12 protein-coding genes are annotated in these 18332 nt (G+C 71.1%); 4 read left to right on the forward strand and 8 right to left on the reverse strand.

The features are described from left to right. The first annotated feature begins 16 nt into the window (after positions 1 to 16). The gene (locus ACGFNP_RS30005; RefSeq protein ID WP_393324666.1) at positions 17 to 5521 is read left to right on the forward strand and encodes a type I polyketide synthase; all 5505 of its coding nucleotides are present in this window, start codon (positions 17 to 19) and stop codon (positions 5519 to 5521) included. On the opposite strand, the gene ACGFNP_RS30010 is transcribed toward ACGFNP_RS30005, so the two are convergent. The 3 genes from ACGFNP_RS30010 to ACGFNP_RS30020 are packed head-to-tail and all read right to left on the reverse strand — an operon-like array spanning position 5522 to position 9140. Continuing rightward, positions 5522 to 6820: a cytochrome P450 gene (locus tag ACGFNP_RS30010; protein WP_358325103.1), complete on the reverse strand. Its 1299-nt coding sequence runs from the start codon at positions 6818 to 6820 to the stop codon at positions 5522 to 5524. Next, positions 6774 to 8390: an FAD-dependent oxidoreductase gene (locus tag ACGFNP_RS30015; RefSeq protein ID WP_393324669.1), complete on the reverse strand. Its 1617-nt coding sequence runs from the start codon at positions 8388 to 8390 to the stop codon at positions 6774 to 6776. Before ACGFNP_RS30015 ends, ACGFNP_RS30010 begins: the two co-directional genes overlap by 47 nt. A gap of 60 nt (positions 8391 to 8450) precedes the next feature. Beyond that, positions 8451 to 9140 carry a hypothetical protein gene (locus ACGFNP_RS30020; protein ID WP_393324671.1) on the reverse strand — a complete coding sequence of 230 codons (690 nt, stop codon included), beginning with the start codon at positions 9138 to 9140 and terminating at the stop codon, positions 8451 to 8453. A 119-nt stretch (positions 9141 to 9259) separates the two neighbouring features. On the opposite strand from ACGFNP_RS30020, the gene ACGFNP_RS30025 reads away from it, so the two are divergent. After that, entirely contained in the window at positions 9260 to 10975 is a 1716-nt protein-coding gene (locus tag ACGFNP_RS30025) for an SMI1/KNR4 family protein (RefSeq protein WP_393324673.1), read from the forward strand. On the opposite strand, the gene ACGFNP_RS30030 is transcribed toward ACGFNP_RS30025, so the two are convergent. Together ACGFNP_RS30030 and ACGFNP_RS30035 are read right to left on the reverse strand one after the other, a co-directional pair. After that, complete coding sequence (locus ACGFNP_RS30030; protein ID WP_393324675.1) at positions 10961 to 11860, reverse strand: hypothetical protein; 900 nt, start codon at positions 11858 to 11860, stop codon at positions 10961 to 10963. The two genes, ACGFNP_RS30025 and ACGFNP_RS30030, sit on opposite strands and share 15 nt — an antisense overlap. Positions 11861 to 12006: 146 nt before the next feature. Then, positions 12007 to 12792 carry a DeoR/GlpR family DNA-binding transcription regulator gene (locus ACGFNP_RS30035; protein WP_358325117.1) on the reverse strand — a complete coding sequence of 262 codons (786 nt, stop codon included), beginning with the start codon at positions 12790 to 12792 and terminating at the stop codon, positions 12007 to 12009. 67 nt (positions 12793 to 12859) lie between these two features. Between ACGFNP_RS30035 and ACGFNP_RS30040 the strand changes: the two genes are divergently transcribed. Beyond that, positions 12860 to 14821: a DUF5107 domain-containing protein gene (locus tag ACGFNP_RS30040; RefSeq protein WP_358325120.1), complete on the forward strand. Its 1962-nt coding sequence runs from the start codon at positions 12860 to 12862 to the stop codon at positions 14819 to 14821. On the opposite strand, the gene ACGFNP_RS30045 is transcribed toward ACGFNP_RS30040, so the two are convergent. After that, positions 14808 to 15656: a hypothetical protein gene (locus ACGFNP_RS30045; RefSeq protein ID WP_393324678.1), complete on the reverse strand. Its 849-nt coding sequence runs from the start codon at positions 15654 to 15656 to the stop codon at positions 14808 to 14810. The genes ACGFNP_RS30040 and ACGFNP_RS30045 overlap by 14 nt on opposite strands. Before the next feature lie 46 nt (positions 15657 to 15702). Next, complete coding sequence (locus ACGFNP_RS30050) at positions 15703 to 16314, reverse strand: VC0807 family protein (protein ID WP_393324679.1); 612 nt, start codon at positions 16312 to 16314, stop codon at positions 15703 to 15705. A 134-nt stretch (positions 16315 to 16448) separates the two neighbouring features. Between ACGFNP_RS30050 and ACGFNP_RS30055 the strand changes: the two genes are divergently transcribed. Beyond that, complete coding sequence (locus ACGFNP_RS30055; RefSeq protein ID WP_393324681.1) at positions 16449 to 17006, forward strand: TetR/AcrR family transcriptional regulator C-terminal ligand-binding domain-containing protein; 558 nt, start codon at positions 16449 to 16451, stop codon at positions 17004 to 17006. A gap of 3 nt (positions 17007 to 17009) precedes the next feature. On the opposite strand, the gene glgC is transcribed toward ACGFNP_RS30055, so the two are convergent. After that, the gene (gene glgC / locus ACGFNP_RS30060) at positions 17010 to 18293 is read right to left on the reverse strand and encodes a glucose-1-phosphate adenylyltransferase (RefSeq protein ID WP_358325133.1); all 1284 of its coding nucleotides are present in this window, start codon (positions 18291 to 18293) and stop codon (positions 17010 to 17012) included. Positions 18294 to 18332 lie beyond the last annotated feature (39 nt).

The following is an 18332-nucleotide window of genomic DNA, read 5'->3' on the forward strand; positions in this document are numbered from 1 at the left end:
CGGAAGGTGGCATGACGTGGCGGACGAGCAGAAGCTCCTCGACTACCTCAGGCGGGTGACCGCCGATCTCCAGCAGACGAGGGAACGGCTCCGCGAGGCCGAGGCCCGCGAACACGAGCCGATCGCGGTGGTCGCCATGAGCTGCCGGTTCCCCGGGGACGTCCATGGTCCCGAGGACCTCTGGCAACTCGTGGCGGACGGCCGCGACGGTGTGTCGTTGTTCCCCGACGACCGGGGCTGGGACCTTTCCACGCTCTACGACCCGGATCTGACCCGTCCGGGAACCACCTACACCCGCGAGGGCGGGTTCCTGCACGACGCCGCCGCCTTCGACGCCGGATTCTTCGGCATCTCGCCCCGGGAGGCGCTGGCCGCCGACCCCCAGCAGCGCCTGATGCTGGAGGTGGCGCTGGAGGCGTTCGAGCGGGGCGGCATCGACCCGCGGTCGCTGAAGGACAGCCAGGTCGGCGTGTTCGTCGGCGCCTTCGCCGACGGGTACGGCGGCAGCCTGGGCGTGCCCGCCGAAGGCGCGGAGGGCCACCTGCTGACGGGCAACTCCACCGCGGTGATCTCGGGCCGGATCTCCTACGTGTTCGGGCTCAAGGGCCCCGCGGCCACCATCGACACGGCGTGCTCGTCGTCGCTGGTGGCGCTGCACTGGGCGTGCGAGTCGCTGCGCGGCGGGGAGAGCACGCTCGCGCTCGCCGGTGGGGTGACCGTCATGCCCACCCCCGACATCTTCGTGGAATTCAGCCGCCAGCGCGGCCTGGCGCCCGACGGGCGGTGCAAGGCCTTCTCCGACGACGCCGACGGCACCGGCTGGGGCGAGGGCGCCGGCCTGCTGCTGCTGGAGCGGTTGTCCGACGCGCGCCGCAACGGTCATCCGGTCCTGGCGGTCGTGCGCGGGTCCGCGATCAACCAGGACGGCGCCAGCAACGGCCTGTCCGCCCCGAACGGGGTGTCCCAGCAGCGGGTCATCCGGCGCGCGCTGGCCGATGCCGGGATCGCGGCCGCCGACGTGGACTTCGTCGAGGCGCACGGCACCGGCACCACCCTGGGCGATCCCATCGAGGCGCAGGCGCTGCTGGCCACCTACGGTGCCGACCGCCCCGCCGACCGGCCGCTGTGGCTGGGGTCGATCAAGTCGAACATCGGCCACACCCAGTCCGCCGCCGGTGTCGCCGGTGTGATCAAGGCGGTGCTGGCCATGCGGGCGGGCCTCCTGCCCAAGACGCTGCACGTGTCCGCGCCCTCGTCGCACGTGGACTGGACCGCGGGCAACGTCCGGCTCCTGACCGAGGCCGTCGACTGGCCGGACAGCGGCGGCCCCCGACGGGCCGGCGTGTCCGCCTTCGGCGTCAGCGGCACGAACGCGCACGTGATCCTGGAACAGGCCCCGGCGGACGATGCCGCCCCGACCGGGGCCACGCCGTCGGCGGACGACGCCACCCCGGCCGGGGTCGCATCGCCTGCTGCGGTCGCGTGGGTGGTGTCGGCCAAGAGCCAGGCCGCTCTGCGGGCTCAGCTCGATCGGCTTGGCGCGCATGTGGCGCGGCACCCCGGTCAGCCCGTCGCCGATGTCGGGTTCTCCCTGGCCACGACGCGGACGGCGTACCGGCATCGCGCCGCCGTCGTCGGACGGGACCGTGACGAGCTGCTGGCGGCCGTGCGCGGGATGGCCGCGGGTGAGCAGGTCTCCGGCGCGGTCGGCGGGGTGGCCGGTGTGCCGGGGAAGACGGTGTTCGTCTTCCCGGGTCAGGGGTCGCAGTGGGCGGGCATGGCCACCCAACTGCTCGACGAGTCGCCGGTCTTCGCCGAGCACTTCGCCGCCTGCGAGCGCGCTCTCACCCCGTTCGTGGACTGGTCCCCGGCCCGGGTGCTCCGCGGCGCGCCCGGCACGCCCCCGCTGGAGCGGGTGGACGTGGTCCAGCCGCTGCTGTGGGCGGTCATGGTGGCGCTGGCCGGGCTGTGGCGTTCGTACGGCGTGCGCCCCGACGCGGTGATCGGCCACTCCCAAGGCGAGATCGCCGCTGCCACGGTGGCGGGTGGCCTGTCCCTGGAGGACGGCGCCCGCGTGGTCGCCCTGCGCAGCCAGGCCATCGGCGCCGTGCTCGCGGGCCGGGGCGGCATGGCGTCCGTCGGGCTGCCCGTCGAAGAGCTGACCGCGCGCCTTGACCGGCGACCGGGTGACTACTCCCTGGCCGCGGTCAATGGAGCACGCTCGGCCGTGGTCTCCGGGTCACCCGGCGCGCTCGGCGAACTGGTCGCGGAGCTCACCGCCGAAGGGATCCGGGCCAAGCTGATCCCGGTCGACTACGCCTCACACTCGGCCCAGGTCGACGAGCTGCGTGAGCGCCTGCTGCAGGACCTCGGGCCGATCAGGCCGCGCACGGGCGACGTGCCGATGATCTCGACGGTGACCGGCGACTGGATCGACACCGCCGGGCTCGACGCCGCGTACTGGCACGCCAACCTGCGGCAGACCGTGCGGTTCGACGCGGCCGTCCACGCGCTCGTCGCCCAGGGTCACGCGGTCTTCGTCGAGACCAGCCCGCACCCGGTGCTCACCATGGGCGTCCAGGAGACCCTCGACGCCCTCGACCGCGACGCCGTGGTCAGCGGCACGCTCCGCCGCGAGGACGGCGGTCAGGCCCGCATGCTCGCCTCGCTCGCCGAGCTGCACGTACGCGGCGTCGGCGTGGACTGGTCCGCCGTCTACCCCGGCGCCCGCCGGGTGGACCTGCCGACCTACGCCTTCCAGCGCGAACGCTACTGGCTGGAGGCCGCGAGCGCCGCCACCCCGAGCGCCGACCCCGACGAAGCCGATTTCTGGGCGGCGGTGGACCGGGGCGACGTGCCACGGTTCGCCGAGGTGGACCCGGCCGCCCTGGCCGAGGTGCTGCCGGCGCTGTCGGCGTGGCGGAGGCAGCGGCGGCAGGCGGCGACGCTGGACTCCTGGCGCTACCGGGTGGCCTGGCGGCCGGTACGGGAGGCGGCCGACGCGACGCTGACCGGAACATCCTGGATCGTCGCCCTGCCGACGCTCGACGGTGCCGACACGCGGGCGACGTCGGTCGTCAACGGGCTGGCCAAGGCGGGCGCCCATGTGGTGCCGATCCAGGTGGGGGACCAGGACCGGGCCGCGCTCGCGCGTACCCTGCGCGACGCGCTCCCCGAGGAGCCGCCGACCGGCGTGCTCTCCCTGCTGGCGCTCGACGACCGCGCCCACCCGGCCCACCCCGTCCTGTCCCGCGGCTCGGTCATGACCGTCACGCTGGTGCAGGCGCTCGGCGACGCGGAGATCTCCGCGCCGCTGTGGGCGCTCACCTCGGGCGCGGTGGCCGTGGAGCAGGCGGCCGAACTCCGGTCCCCCTCCCAGGCGGTGGTGTGGGGCATCGGCACCGTCCTCGCCCTGGACCACCCAGACACCTGGGGCGGCCTGATCGACGTACCCGCCGAACCGGACGAACGTGCCGTCGCCCGCCTGTGCGGCGCGCTGTCCGGGCGGGACGGCGAGGATCAGTTGGCGGTACGGGCGGCGGGCGTCTTCGCCCGGCGGATGGAGCGCGCGCCACTGGGCGACGCGACGCCCGAGGCCCCTTGGCGGCCGCACGGCACGGTGCTCGTCACCGGCGGCACCGGCGGTGTCGGCGCGCGGGTCGCCCGCTGGCTGGCGGCCCGCGGCGCCGAGCACCTCGCGCTGGTCAGCCGCCGGGGCCGGGCCGTCGAGGGCGTCGCCGAGCTGGAAGCCGAGCTGACGGCGCTCGGCGCCAAGGTCACCGTGGCCGCTTGTGACGTCGCCGACCGCGAAGGGCTGCGCCGCGTGCTCGACGCGCTGCCCGACGGTCAGCCGCTGACCGCGATCGTGCACGCGGCCGGCGTCGTACGCGACGACACGCTGCTCGCCGACAGCACGATCGCGGAGTTCGCCGAGACGGCCGAGGGCAAGATCGCGGGAGCGCTGCTCCTCGACGAGCTGTCGATCGGCCATCCGGTGGAGCGATTCGTCCTGTTCTCCTCCGGCTCCGCGGTGTGGGGCCAGGCGGGACAGGCCGCCTACGCGGGAGCCAACGCGTTCCTGGACGCGCTGGCCCACGCGCGCCGTGCCCGCGGGCTCCCGGCCACCTCGGTCGCGTGGGGCGCCTGGGGCGGCGGCGGCATGGTGGACGAGCCGGTCGGCGCGCGGCTGCGCCGGCTCGGCGTACGCGTCATGGAGCCCGACGCGGCGGTGACCGCGCTGGAGAAGGTCCTCGACCACGACGAATCCCACCGCGTGGTGGCCGACATCGACTGGAGCCGGTTCGCCTCAGTGTTCACCCTCGCCAGGCCGCGGCCGCTGCTTCGCGCGCTGCCCGACGTACAGGCGGTCCTGGACGCCGACGGCGAAGCGGCCGGTCAGGAGCCGTCACTCGTGGCAGAACTGTCCGGACTTGCGGCGGACGAGCGCGTCGACCGGCTGCGCGACCTGGTGCGGGCGCACACCGCGAAGGTGCTCGGTCATTCCGGTCCCGACTCGATCGACCCCGACCAGAACTTCCTCGAAGCCGGATTCGACTCACTGACCTCAGTCGAACTGCGGAACAGCCTCGCCGGCGCCACCGGACTGCGCATGCCCGCCACCGTGGTCTTCGACCACCCCAGCCCCTCCGCCCTGGCCAGGCACCTGTCGGAGGAGTTCGGCGGCCCGCGGACCGGCGACCCGCACTCGGGCGACAGCCTCAGCGCGCTGTTCGGGGAGGCGGCCCGCGCGGGCAAGACGCACGAGGGCCTGGCCGTGCTGCGCGCCGTGGCCGAGCTGCGGCCGTCCTTCGACGCGCCGGACGAACTCGCCGCCATCCCGCCGGCGCTCAAGCTGGCGACCGGTCCCGGCGAACCTGCCCTGTTCTGCTTCAGCACGCCCATGGCGCTGGGGGGAGCCGCCCAGTTCGCCCGGCTCGCGGCGAACTTCCAGGGTCTGCGCGACCTCTTCGCCCTGCCCGTCCTCGGCTTCGCGCCCGAGGAGAGCCTGCCCGGTACGGCCGAAGCCGCCGTACGCACCTGGGCGCGGAGCGTCCGCGACGCGGCCGACGGGAGACCGTTCGCGCTCCTCGGCTACTGCGCCGGTGGGATCTTCGCGCACGCCGCGGCCGGATACCTGGAGGAGATGGGGGTCCACCCGGCCGGCCTGATCCTGCTCGACACCTTCCTGGCCGACAGCCAGGTGGTCGACGACCTCGGGGCGCAGATGGTCGAGGGCATGTTCGAGCGAGAGGACTCCTTCGGGCCGTTCACCAACGCGCGGCTCTCGGCGATGGGCCGCTACTACAAGCTGTTCCGCGAATGCGAGCTGGGAGAAGTGACGGCACCCATCCTGTTCATCAATCCGGACACGCCGCTGGCGCCCTCCCCCACCGGGGAGTGGCGTGCCTCCTGGCACACGAAGCACACCGCCCAGGAGGTGAAGGGCGATCACTTCACGATGCTGGAGGGCGAGGCGCCGTCCATGGCCCACACCATCGAAACCTGGCTCGAGTCCCTGTAGTCACGTGATCGGCTTGTACGGCAGCACCCGGTCGTACGCGACAAGAAGGTGACGCGGACCTCTCAGGGTGGAGCTGGGGCGGTAGGGCGGCGGATCGGTGACCAGGCGGGGATTCACCAGCCGGTGCGCGAGCTCGCGGAGCGCGATCTGGGCCTCCAGGCGGGCCAGCGGAGCGCCGAAGCAGTGGTGGACCCCGCCCCCGAAACCGAGGTGCTGAATGTAGGGGCGGTCAGGATCGAAGCGGTCGGGATCCCGCAGGTGCGCGGGGTCGCGGCTGCCCGAGGCGAGGGCGAGGACGATGGGCGAACCCTTCGGGATGGTGACACCCGCGATCGTGATGTCGTCGAGGGCGACGCGCTGGGACAGGAAGTGCACGGGCGGCTCGTAGCGCAGCAGTTCCTCGACGGTGTGGATGATCAGGTCCGGCTCCTGGCGGAGCCGTTCGATCAGCCACGGGTTACGCAGCAGGGTGAGCATCCCGTTGGTGATGAGGTTGACCGTGGTCTCGTGCCCGGCGATCAGCAACAGCGCGGCGGTCGAGATCACCTCTAGGTGCGACATCGACCCGTCGGGGCCGTCATCGGTGACCAGCCCGGACAGGAGGTCATCGCCCGGGTCCTTGCGGTGGGCCTCGGCGAGCTCGCCCAGGTACTGGCCCAGCGTGACCACGGTGGCCTGCCGTCTCTTGAGCCGCTCCTCCCTGTCGTCCTCCCCGGGGCCGAGGGTCTCCACGATCTCGTCCGCCCACTTGTGGAAGCGGGGTTCGTCCTCCACGGGCACGCCGAGCAGGCGGCAGATCACCGTGACCGGGAACGGGTAGGCGACGTCGTCGACGATGTCGGCCTCGGTCCGGTCCGCGATGCCGTCGATCAGCCCTGTGACGATCTCGAGCAGCTCCCCGCGCAGGCTCTCCACCTTGCGCGGCGAATGGGGCGGCCCGAAATGACGCATGGCCAGGCGCCGGAGCCGGTCATGCTCGGGCGGATCGGTGGCGATGAAGGAGGGTGGCAGCCCCTCGGAAGGGGGCGCGTCGGCGAGATTGCGGCGGTCCGAGCTGACCCGCGGATCGTGCAGCAGCGCGACGATCTCCTCGTACGTGCTGACGACATAGCTGCCGTCCTCCTGCCGCGCCACAGGTGTCCTGCGCAGCTCGGCGTACAGCGGGTACGGGTCGGCCCGGTTGGCGAACTGGTGAATCTGCGCGAAGATGCTGGCCGGCTCCACGAGGCTGCCTCCCTTTGTCGAGATGGTCTTACCGTTGGGGGCGTACGAGCGCGACGCGGCGTTCGGCCGGATCATGACCGGTCACCACCACGGTCGCTCCTTCGGCGGGCTTGATCCGCTGCGGGACCTCGGCCGGCACGGGCCGCATCCCGTCGCGCCGGTCGACCGTGCGGAAGTCCGGCGGGAACGGCGCGGCCTGTTCGATCAGGCGCCGGTAGAAGTCCACCCACATCGCCTGGTCGAAGGTGACCGCGGCGGTGATCCTGCCCCGGTAGCCATAGACGGCGACGAACCGGCGCTCGGCCACCGAGCCCTGCGCGATCACCAGCTCGTCGGCGAAGCTCGGTACGCCGACCGACTTGATGTTGGTGCCGAACTGGTTGGACCAGAACACCGGCAACGACAGATGCGGCCAGCGATGAGCCTGGTCGCTGATCATGTTGTGCGCGGCGACCTCGGCCTGGGCGACGGCGTTGCCCCAGTGCTCCAGCGCGACGAACTGGTAGTGGTACACCGGATGCGGGAACCGCGCCACGTCACCGGCGGCGAACACGTTGTCGGTGACCAGGCCGTTGATGTCGAAGGCGCGGCAGCCCGCGTCGGTGGCCACCCCCCACACACCGGCCGCCAGCCCCGAGCCCTCCAGCCATTCCACGTTGCGGATCGCGCCGAGCGCGACCACCGCCATGTCGGCCTCGACGGTGCTGCCGTCGGACAGCCGGGCCCCGATCAGCCGCCCGTCCGCGTCTCCGTCGAGCGAGGCGACCGTGACCCCGCAGCGCAGGTCCACGCCGGCCGCGCGCTGCATGTCCGCCGCCACCGCGCCGATCACCTTGCCCAGCGCGCCGTTCAGCGGAACGGGCCCGTGGTCGACGACGGTCACCGGCAGGCCGAGCTCGCGGCAGACCGAGGCCACCTCCGACCCGGTGAATCCCGCCCCGATGACCAGCACCCGGTTGACCCCGGCGACCAGCCGCTGCCGCATCCGGTGTGCCTCATCCAGCGTGCGCAGGACGTACACGCCGTCGAGCGCCGCCTCCTGCTCCTTCGGCCACGGCCTGGCCCGCGCGCCGGTGGCGATCAGCAACTTGTCGAAGCCGAGTTCCCGGCCGTCGGCCAGCCGCACCCGCTGGGCGGAGAGGTCCAGTCCGGTCGCCTTGGTGCTCGGCAGCCATTCGACGTCCGGTTCGCGAAGGTGGGGGAGCAGGGTGCGTTCGGCGGGCACCTTGCCCGACAGCACCTGCTTGGACAGCGGTGGCCGGTCGTACGGCTGGTGCGGCTCGTCCCCGACCAGGGTCAGCGAGCCCGTGAAGCCGTCTCTCCGCAGCACCCCGGCGGCCCGGCCGCCGGCCAGGGAGGCGCCGACGATGACGATGCGGCCGTTGCGCTTGAACTCCCCGTCACCGCCCGTCGGGGCGGGGACCATCTCGGGCCGCATGGTTCTGTGCTGGGTGGCCATCCGGCCGACGTGAATGGCCTGGACCGGGCAGGCCGCGGCCGCCCGCAGCACGTGCTCGCGCTGGTCGTCGTCCGGGCCGGTGTCGTACAGGAGCGCTTCCTGGCCGGGCATCGTGAACACGTCTGGCGCCAGGAAGACGCACTGCCCGTACCCCTGACAGCGCGTGAGATCAACGACAACTCTCACAGCAACACTCCCCGTCGAGCCGATCTGAAAGGCCCTTACCCAGCTCCTCGTGGTCGAGGGTCATGAGCCGGGCATCTTGCCGGAGATCATCCGGAACCGGTCGCGGGCGACGAGCAGATAGCAGCCGACGATCAGGATCCAGAACGGGAACGCGAGCTCCGACCAGGCGACCCTGCTGACGACCAGGAGGAGCACCAGCCCGACGAGGTAGCCGAGCCAGGACAGCCAGCGGGGAAGGAGGCCGAGCCGGGTGCCGATGGTCGTGGTCGTCAGGGTGAACACGGCGGCCATCCGCGGCGCGTACTCGGTGAGCAGGCTCAGCGTGAGGTGCCGCCCGTAGTGCCAGAAGTCCGTGGGCTGGGGCGGGGTCCGCATCGTGTCGATCGTGGCCAGGAAGGCGGTCGCCGTCGCGCCGAAGACGAAGAGCATCGCCACGAAGAGCAGTCCGGCGCCGAAGAAGACCGTGGCGAAGAACCGGTCTTCCCGCGCTCCGATGGAGTCCCGTATGGCGCCCATGAACCACAGGAAGAAGATCCCGCCGAACGGCAGGAGGATCAGCGCCACCCGCAGGGCGTTGTGGGCGGTGGTGTCGGCGAGATAGGCGGCCGCGTCGAGCGGCCGGGCGGGCACCGCCAGGCGCACCAGGATCATGGCACCGCCCAGCGGCAGGGCGGCGAGGATCCCCGCCGCGCCCGCGGCGCGCGGCGTCCGCAACGCCTTCGCCGGCGGTTCGGCATCGCCTCCTTGCATGGGGTCCTACTTCCGGCGGTACGACATCGTGTATGACGCTACGTGTCCACTGGATACGCTCGGTAATCATCATGCGCTGTGTGGCAGAGGGGGGTGTTTCCGATGATTAGGTATGTCCTGTGACCGATGATCGTGACTCCGAGATCGCCGATGTGCTCCGTACCATGGCCGGGAAGATCGCGGCCGGGGCGCCCGCGGGGTGGCGGCGGGCCGAGCTGCGGGGGTTCGCGACAGGCTCGGACGGGTCCGGCCACCGCGGCCTGAGATTCGAGCCGAGCGGAGCCGACACGGGCGAGATCGACCTGCATCCGGAGATGTGCGCCCTCTACACCCTGACGGGGGCGACGGGCGATCACCTCACCATCGAGTTGACGGTCGCGGCCAGGGGGCGGTTCGAGGCGGTGATCAGCGAGTCGCTGGACCGCATGGAGCACGAAGAGCGCGGCTACCTCTATATACTCGATCGGGAGGTGCTGCCGGTCGAGCCCGCGGAGTTCCAGCAGGACCGGTCGGATCGCCGGCCGGCGGGAGACCCGAAGGAGGCCGTCGCGCTGCTCGGCGCCTACTTACGCGAGCGCGAGCGGGTCCTGGGCGGCCCGAGCGGGGACAAGTACGCGCCGCCGCCCGCGATCCCCGAAGCGCGCCGCGCCTGGCTCGAGGCCCAGCTCCGCGTCCGGTACGGCGTGACGCTCCCCGACGACCTGCGCGCCCTTTACGAGCTGGTCGACGGCGACGGCGGTGAGGGCCTCCTGGACCGGCACCCCTGGTTCGGCCTGGAACAGCTGGAGAGCCAGAGCCGTCCGGAGAACCGCTGGTGGGCCGCCGGGCGGAGCTGGCGCCATCATCTGGTCCAGCCGCTCATCACCGAGGTCGGCCCCCCGCTGGCGATGCGGCGGGCGTCCGACCACCCGTGCTGGATCCCGTTCGCCACCACCACCGGGGGCGACTTCCTGGCGGTGGACATGGCGCCCGGCCCGGCGGGGCGGCCGGGTCAGGTCATCCGCATGGGGCTGCACCACGACGGCGGCCCGGTCTACGTCGCCGACTCGGTGACCAGTCTGCTGCGGCGGCACGTCGCCGCCCTGGAGGCCGGCGCCTACTCGGCCGAGCACGGCGAGCTGTGGATCGAGCTCGGCGACATGGCGAAGCCGAACCGCTACGCCTACGAGGAATCCCGCTCGCTGACGGTCGCCGGTCCCGACGCGGCCTCCATCCGGGGCTGGCACCCGCGGATCCAGCGCCTGTCGGTGGTCAACGCCCCCTGGGTCGACTTCGGGGCCGTGCGCGGCGCGCCGATGCTGTGGGAGGTGACGGTGGACAACTGCCCGGGCGCCGACCTGACGCCGCTGCGCGACACCCCGGTGGAGCTGCTCGATCTGGCCATGGACGGGGTCGACCTCGCGCCGCTGGAGGGCCACGCCGCGCTGCGGTCGCTGACGCTGCGCACCGAGCGGCCCGTGGACCTGGCGCCGCTGCTGTCCTGCCCGCGGGTGTACGCGCTGGATCTGTCCCGCGCCGCCGTACGCGACCTCGGCGTGCTCGGCGAGCTGAAGGGCCTGCTCTACCTGAACCTGCGCCGCGGGCAGTGGCAGGAGCTCTGGAAACGGGCCGGTCACCCGGCGGGGCTGGCGGCGGCCGGGCTGGCCGCCGAGCCGCGCCGGGAGAAGGCCTGGTGGTGGTCGGCCGACCGGGCCTACCACGCCCCCGAACCGTCACTGAAGACGGCGGTCCGATGGGCGGCCGACCTGGCCGGCGGGGCGGGGAACGTACGGGTCTTCACGGGCAGGTTCCAGCGCTTTCCGGGACGTCGGCGCTGGGGCTCAGCCTCGGGTTGAGATCAACTGCAGGGCGCGCTCGTGCTGCTGCCGCGACGGGGGCCGCGTCCAGGTGATGCCGGGCCGTTGCTCGGCGAGCATCCGCGCCAGGGCCGCGGACATGACATCCACGGGCTGGGCATGCGGCATCTGCGGGCGAGCCAGCCGATATTCGGCGAGCACTCGGCCGTAGTCGTACATCAGCGTGTTGGTGAACCGGCTCTGCTCGGCGTCGGCGCGCTCCAGCCCCGCGACGAACTCGGGCTCCGGCTCCTCGATCACCGCCTTGTAGACGTCGAGGCGGTTGCGGATCTCACCGGGCGCGGCATGGCTGTGCGCGTCGTCGTACATGCGCCGCACATGCTCCGGCACCTCGGTCAGCACGGTGAGCATGCCGTAGCCGGAGTCCTCGTTCCCATAGCCGCCGACGCCCCCGTCGACGCCCTGCGCGTGCGTGGCCATCCCCATCTCGCGGGTGAAGTCGTACTTGTCCATGCCGTCGACCGGCTCCTCGATCCAGTCGTCGTCGAGGTGCAGCACGCCGGCGACCTCCGCCTGCGCGGCCCGGTCGAGGAGGTGCCGTACGGCGCCCGCCGGATCCGCGAGCGCCCCCGGGCCCATCGCGGCGAACTGCTCGGTCAGCAGGAACAGCGAGACCATCATCGACGGGTGGTAGACGTGCAACGCCCCCGCCTCCCGATGCGGGAAGACGGTGTTCTCGTCGTCGTACGCCTCCAGGCCGGCCATGAAGGCCTGCTCCTGCTCCTCGGTGAGCACGAGCTCCCACGCCCACTTGCGCTCCACGTGGAACTTGTAGAAGTCCTCACCCCTGAGCGGGTCGCGGAACTTCCACCACAGAACGACCCCGACGATCAGCACGGCGACCACGCCGAGTGCGATCAGCATCCGGATTCCCCCAATCTCCTGACTTATCCCGTTTCCTGGCGTCAAGCACAGAGCGGGAAGCCTAGCGGTGAGAGTCCGCGGAGGTGCGGGAAACGATCAGATCTCGGCGTGGGGCGCGTCCGTCTCAGACCCGTCTCAGACCCGTCTCAGACACGGATGACCCGGAGGCCGGCGTCGGCGAACTGGGCGGTCAGCTCGGCCGGGGCGGCGGAGTCCGTCACCAGGATGTTGATCTGGTTCAGCGGGCAGACCAGGGCGAACGCCCGGCGGCCCAGCTTCGAGCTGTCGGCCACCACGATCACCTGACGGGCCTTCGCGGCCATCAGCCGGTTGACGGCCGCCTCGCCCTCCCCGTGGGCGCTGGCGCCGTGCTTCACGTCGAGCGCGTCGACACCGAGCACCGCCACATCGAGCGCGACGTCCGCCAGCATGCCCGTCGCCACCGGGCCCACCAGCTCGTACGACTCGGCGCGGGCGGAGCCGCCCGTGGTGACCACGTGCAGATGCGGCCGCACGGCCAGCTCGTGGGCGATGTTCAGGGCGTTGGTCACCAAGGTGAAGGCCGGACCGCGGCGGCCGGAAGGCGGGTCGGGGCGGTTGGCCAGAACCCTGGCCACCTCGGTCGTGGTGGTGCCGCCGTTGAGCCCGATCGTGGCCCCCACCGGCACCAGGGCCGCCGCCGCCGAGGCGATGCGCTGGTTGTCCGGCGCGTGCTGGGCGACCTTGTAGCGCTGCGGCAGGTCGTAGGAGACGCTGTGCGCGATGACGCCGCCCCTGGTCCTGCTCAGCAACTGCTGGTCGGCGAGCTCGTCGAAGTCGCGTCTGATCGTGGCCGCGGACACGCCGAGCTTCCGCGCCGTCTCCGACACGTCCAGTCGGCCGGCCTCGGCGACGAGCTCTAACAGCAAGTTCCAGCGTTCGTACCGGTTCACTGTTCAATCATGCCCGAAACCCGACGGAAGCTCTTATAGGACGGTTTTATGGGAAAATACTCGCCAAATGCTACGGACATCCTCGGTCGTGCTCCCCGTCTCCCCGCTGGGCCCGGAGAACCCGCTGCCGCCGCTGCGCACGCTGCCCGATCCACGCGGTGGGCTGAGGACGGCCGCGGCCGACGCCGAGATGGCGGCCCAGCTGGCTTACGGGCACGCCGACTCGCTCCTGCCGTACACCTTCCAGGACGGCTACGGCCGCGAGCGCGAGGAGCGGGAGCTGAAGACGGCGGTGCTGGAGAACTCGGTGCTGCGCGCGGAGTTCCTGCTGGAGTACGGAGGGCGGCTGCGCTCGCTGGTGCACCTGCCGACCGGCCGCGAACTCCTGCACAAGCCACCCCACCTGCAACTGGCCAACCTCGGGCTGCGTAACGCGTGGTTCGCCGGGGGAGTGGAGTGGAACCTCGGCACGTTCGGGCACACCGCCCTGGCCTGCGCGCCCGTCCACGCCGTCCGGGTGACCAGGCCCGACGGGGTGCCGGTGCTGCGGATGTACGAGTGGGAACGGATGCGGCGGCTGGTCTACCAGCTCGACGTCAGCCTGCCGCCCGAGTCGCCGGTGCTCCTGGTACACGTCCGGATTTATAACCCTTCGGCGGTGGATGCCCCGGTCTACTGGTGGTCGAACGCGGCGGTGCCGCAGACGCCGGGCAGCCGGGTGCTGGCGCCCGCCTGTCAGGCCTACCACTTCTCCTACGACGGGATGCTGCGGCGCGTGCCGGTGCCGCGCTGGCGCGAGGCCGACCAGTCCTACCCGGCCCGCAACGAGCAGGCCGCCGACTTCTTCTACGAGCTGCCCCGCGCCGAACGCCGCTGGATCGCCGCCCTCGACCAGGACGGCGGCGGGCTCGCGCAGGTCTCCACTGACTTGCTGCGCGGTCGCAAGCACTTCCGCTGGGGCACCGGCGCGGCGGGCCGCAACTGGCAGGACTGGCTGTCCGGCCCCGACCGGCCCTACCTGGAGATCCAGGCCGGACTCACCCGCACCCAGCTGGAGCACGTACGGCTGCCCGCCCGCTCCTCCCTCGCCTGGACCGAGGCGTACGGCCTGCTCCAGGGCGACCCCGCGCGCGTGCACGGCCCCTGGCCCGACGCGCTCGGCCACGTGGGCCGGGCCGTGGACCGGCTGATCTCCCGCGACCGGCTCCAGGCGGCGCACGAGCAGGCCGTACAGCTCGCGTCGGCCGTGCCCGCGGAGGTCCTGCACGTAGGCAGCGGCTGGGGCGCGCTGGAGCGCCGGGCCCTGGCCAAGCGGCGCAGCCGGGTGCTCAACCTGCCGGGCACGCCCTTCGCCGACTGGACGATCGGCCGGGACCAGCAGTCGTGGCTCGCGCTGGTGCGCAAGGGCTCGATCCCCACACCCGCCCCCGCTCTGCCCCCCTCCTCCTACACCGTCGGCCCCGAATGGCGCGCGCTGCTGGAGAAGTCGGTCGAGGAATCGGGCGGCACCTGGTTCACCCTGCTCCACCTGGGCGTGAACCTCTATCACGACGGCGACCACGCCGGGGCGCGGGCCGCGTGGGAACGTTCCCTGACCTGCGCCGAGAACGCGTGGGCGTTGCGCAACCTGGCCGTGCTCGATCCTTCGCGGGCCGCGGACCTGTACGAGCGGGCCCACGCGCTGTCGCCCCGGTTGCGCCCCCTCACCATCGAGACCCTTGCCGCTTTCCTCGCCGCCGGCCGCCCGGACGCCGCCCTCGTCCTGATCGACAAACTCGGCCCCAAGGACCGCTGGCACGGCCGGATCCGCCTGCTGGAATGCCGCGCCGCCCTGGACGCGGGGGATGTCGGGCGGGCCGGGCGAGTGCTGGAGACCGGCCTGGTGGTGGACGATCTGCGAGAGGGGGAGGACACGTTGGACGAGCTCTGGTGGGATTACCATGAGCGGCTGAATCCGACGGGGCGGGCACGGGTCAGGGCGGAGCATCCGCTGCCTTGCCGGTATGACTACAGCGTCAAGCAGTATTAGGGGCGAGGACGTCATCGAGCGTCGTCGCGGTGGCTGCTCGGTCGATCCACTCTTCTATTTGGTCGAGGTCCGTGCATTGGGTGATGCGGTCGTGAGCGTCTTGGGGCACGCTGATGTCGCGTGCTTTGAGGATCCTGATCAGAGCGGTAGCTTCGCCTTTGCTGACCAGCCCTTTGGCGAAGGGGCTGTATACCGGCCAAACGGCAAGCGACATGATCTCCTCCATAACGCGCCGGGTGGCGAGTGAAGCCAGTCTGTATGCGTATTCATAGTACTGCAGAGAGTCACCTTCGGGGAGCTTGTCCAGGGCCGTCATGAAGGCCTCTGTCACGGTTCTCTGCTGGCCGTGCATCATCACGGACATGGCGGCGAGTTCGAGACAGTCCGCGGCTTGGACATGATCGGTGATGACGGGGATCCGGTCCGGCCCGAAGACTCGGGGCTGGAGGACGAAGCCGGGCAGGCTGGTGACGATCGGCTCCGCCGCCCACGTCGCGACGCGGGCGTCGGGGCAGAGGGCCAGCACCACCACCGGGCACTTCAGCTGCAGCCAAAGCGCCGCCGCGTAGCGCGCCCAGGCCGTGCGTTTGGGATCCTTGGGGTCCTGCTGGATCTCGACGATGACCCCATAGATCGGGTCCTGGCGCGGTCCTATGGTGATCACCGTGTCGGCCTGGAAGTCCAGGGAGAGGCGGTCGTTGAAGTCGCTTCCGGCGACCTCAACGAGTATGTCCGTGGGCAGGTCGACGTCGAAGACATCCCGGAGGATCTCGACGGCGAATGCCGGACGGTTGCGGAAGAGCGCATTGAGTGTGTCATGCGCGGGGGATGGCATGTCACGGAACGATATCAATCAAGTACGCTCCGTGGCCGATCTTTGGTCAACTCACGGAAAGGGCCGCCTCGCCGCGCTTCCCGTACCAGGCGCTCCAGACCGCGATGAGCGCGAGGGTGCCGAGCAGCAGGACTGTCGACAGGCCGGCCATCACGTCCACCGGCAGCAGATAGATGAGCGGGATCCGGATCACCGACTCGGTGAGGAAGGCCGCCGCCCAGGTCAGGGTCATGACGAAGTAGATGCGGCGGAACGTGGGCTCGGCCAGATAGAGGGCGTCCCAGCGGGCGGCGGTGGCGGCGTCCTCGGCGCCGAAGCGTTTGGCCAGGGGGAAGGCGGCGGGGCGGCCAGTCACGCAGGTGGCGACGAGGACGGCGGCGATGACCGCCGTGGTGATCGACTTGACCGCCAGCATGAGGCGCTCGTCCCCGGTGACGAAGGACAGGACCAGGCCGAGGCCGAAGATCAGGCACATGAACGCCGCGTAACCGTCCAGGCGCCGTTCCCTGGCGCCGACATAGGCGGTGCGTAAGAGGCCGACGGCCGTGGCCGAGAGCAGGGCGGCGTACTCGCTCATGTGTAACGCGCGCAGCAGGTAGTAGGCGGCGACGCTGGGGAGTACATCCCAGAGCGCCACCTTGAGCACGGAGCGGTTCATATGAAGGTCCTTTCCAGTCGGTCAGAGATGCGGGGCAAGGCGCATGCTCAGATTCCTTAACGCGAAAAATCTCGCCCCAAGGTAACCACGGCGGAGGGCTCTAACGCAAGAGAATTCGCGTTAGGGTTAGTGGCATGGAACCTGTACGCCGGCCCGGCGGCCGCAGCGCGAGAGTCCGTACGGCGGTGCATGAAGCCGTCCTCGACCTGCTGGGCAAGGAGGACTGGGACAGACTGAGCATCGCCCGGGTGGCGGAACGTTCCGGTGTGCACCAGGCGACCCTCTACCGGCGCTGGGGCACGCTCGGCGCGCTCATGGACGATGTGGTGACCGAGCGGCTTTCGAAGGGTTCACCGGTGCCCGACACGGGCACGCTGCGCGGCGACCTGGAGGCCTACGCCGTTCAGGTCGCGGCGGACGTGGCGGGGCCACTGGGGCCTCTTTACGTCAGGGCCGCCCAGGTCGGCACCCGCGTCCCGGACGACAACCAGCCGTACTTGACGGACCGGGCCGTGCAGCTCCAGGGCATGCTGGAGCGGGCGGCGGCGCGCGGCGAGAGCCCGCCCACGCTGCTGGAGTTGATGGAGGTGGTGATCGCGCCGCTCTACTATCATGTGATCTTCTTCAACCGGCCGGTCGGCGCCGACCATGCCAGGACGCTGGTCGACCGGTTGCTCAGCCTGCCCCGGTGAGGGTCAGCGGTCGACGATCTCGTTCTTGCCGATGACCACGATCCCGCCCCTGGTCAGCGCGAACCGGGTGCGGTCATAGTCCAGGTCGAAGCCGATCCGCGCGCCGTCGGGGATCACCACGTTCTTGTCGATGATCGCCTTGCGCACGATCGCGCCCCTGCCGACCTTGACGTTCTCCATCAGTACGGAGTCCTCGACCAGCGAGTGCGAGTGCAGCACGACCCTGGGCGACAGGATCGACCGGTTCGCCGTGCCGCCGGACACGATCACGCCGGGTGACACGAGCGAGTCGAGCGCCCGGCCCACCCGGTCGCCGTCGTTGTGCACGAACTTGGCCGGTGGCAGCGGGTCGTGCCCGGTGTGGATCGGCCACTTGTCGTTGTAGAGGTTGAAGATCGGGTGCGCCGAGATGAGGTCCATGTGCGCCTCGTAGTAGGCGTCGAGCGTGCCCACGTCGCGCCAGTAGCCCCGGTCGCGCTCGCTCGAACCCGGCACCACGTTGTTCGCGAAGTCGTACACGTCCGCCCCACCGGACTTGACGAGCATTGGGATGATATTTCCGCCCAGGTCGTGCTTGCTTGTGGGGTCGAGGGCGTCCTCCCGCAGCGCGTCGATCATCGCCTGGGTCTTGAACACGTAGTTGCCCATCGAGGCGAACACCTCGTCGGGGGAGTCGGCGAGCCCCACCGCGTCCTTGGGCTTCTCCCGGAACGCGACGATCCGCCGCCCCTGAGGGTCGGTCTCGATGACGCCGAACTGGTCGGCCAGCGATATCGGCTGCCGGATCGCCGCCACCGTCACGTCCGCACCGGAGTCCTCGTGCTGCTCGACCATCTGCCGCGGGTCCATACGGTAGATGTGGTCGGCCCCGAACACGATCACGTGCTCGGGCATCTCGTCGTAGATCAGGTTCAGGTTCTGGAACAGCGCGTCGGCCGAGCCGGAGAACCATCGCGGGCCCAGCCGCTGCTGCGCGGGGACCGGCGTCACGTAGTTGCCGAGCATCGCCGTCAGCCGCCAGGTGCGGGAGATGTGGCGGTCGAGACTGTGATTCTTGTACTGGGTCAGGACGACGATCTGCAGGTAGCCGCCGTTGGCCAGGTTGGACAGCACGAAATCGATGAGCCGATACATGCCGCCGAACGGCACAGCCGGTTTGGCTCGATCCGCTGTGAGCGGCATGAGCCTCTTTCCCTCTCCACCTGCCAGTACGACCGCAAGAACCCTCCGGGACCTCATATCCGTGACGCTACCCTCAAAATGCCGATCTATCGACGAATCGCCCATCGAACACCGCACGTGCCTGAAACCACCCGAGGATCGTAA

The sequence above is a fragment of the Nonomuraea sp. NPDC049269 genome, assembly GCF_043197155.1.
In the GTDB taxonomy this organism is placed as follows: Bacteria; Actinomycetota; Actinomycetes; order Streptosporangiales; family Streptosporangiaceae; genus Nonomuraea.

Coding starts and splice junctions, on each gene's coding strand:
- ACGFNP_RS30050 (WP_393324679.1), bottom strand. CDS start 16,314: ATGAACCGCTCCGTGCTCAAGGTGGCGCTCTGGGATGTACTCCCCAGC.
- ACGFNP_RS30040 (WP_358325120.1), top strand. CDS start 12,860: ATGCTACGGACATCCTCGGTCGTGCTCCCCGTCTCCCCGCTGGGCCCG.
- ACGFNP_RS30010 (WP_358325103.1), bottom strand. CDS start 6,820: ATGATCCGGCCGAACGCCGCGTCGCGCTCGTACGCCCCCAACGGTAAG.
- ACGFNP_RS30030 (WP_393324675.1), bottom strand. CDS start 11,860: ATGCTGATCGCACTCGGCGTGGTCGCCGTGCTGATCGTCGGGGTCGTT.
- ACGFNP_RS30055 (WP_393324681.1), top strand. CDS start 16,449: ATGGAACCTGTACGCCGGCCCGGCGGCCGCAGCGCGAGAGTCCGTACG.
- ACGFNP_RS30045 (WP_393324678.1), bottom strand. CDS start 15,656: ATGCCATCCCCCGCGCATGACACACTCAATGCGCTCTTCCGCAACCGT.
- ACGFNP_RS30020 (WP_393324671.1), bottom strand. CDS start 9,140: ATGCAAGGAGGCGATGCCGAACCGCCGGCGAAGGCGTTGCGGACGCCG.
- glgC (WP_358325133.1), bottom strand. CDS start 18,293: ATGGGCGATTCGTCGATAGATCGGCATTTTGAGGGTAGCGTCACGGAT.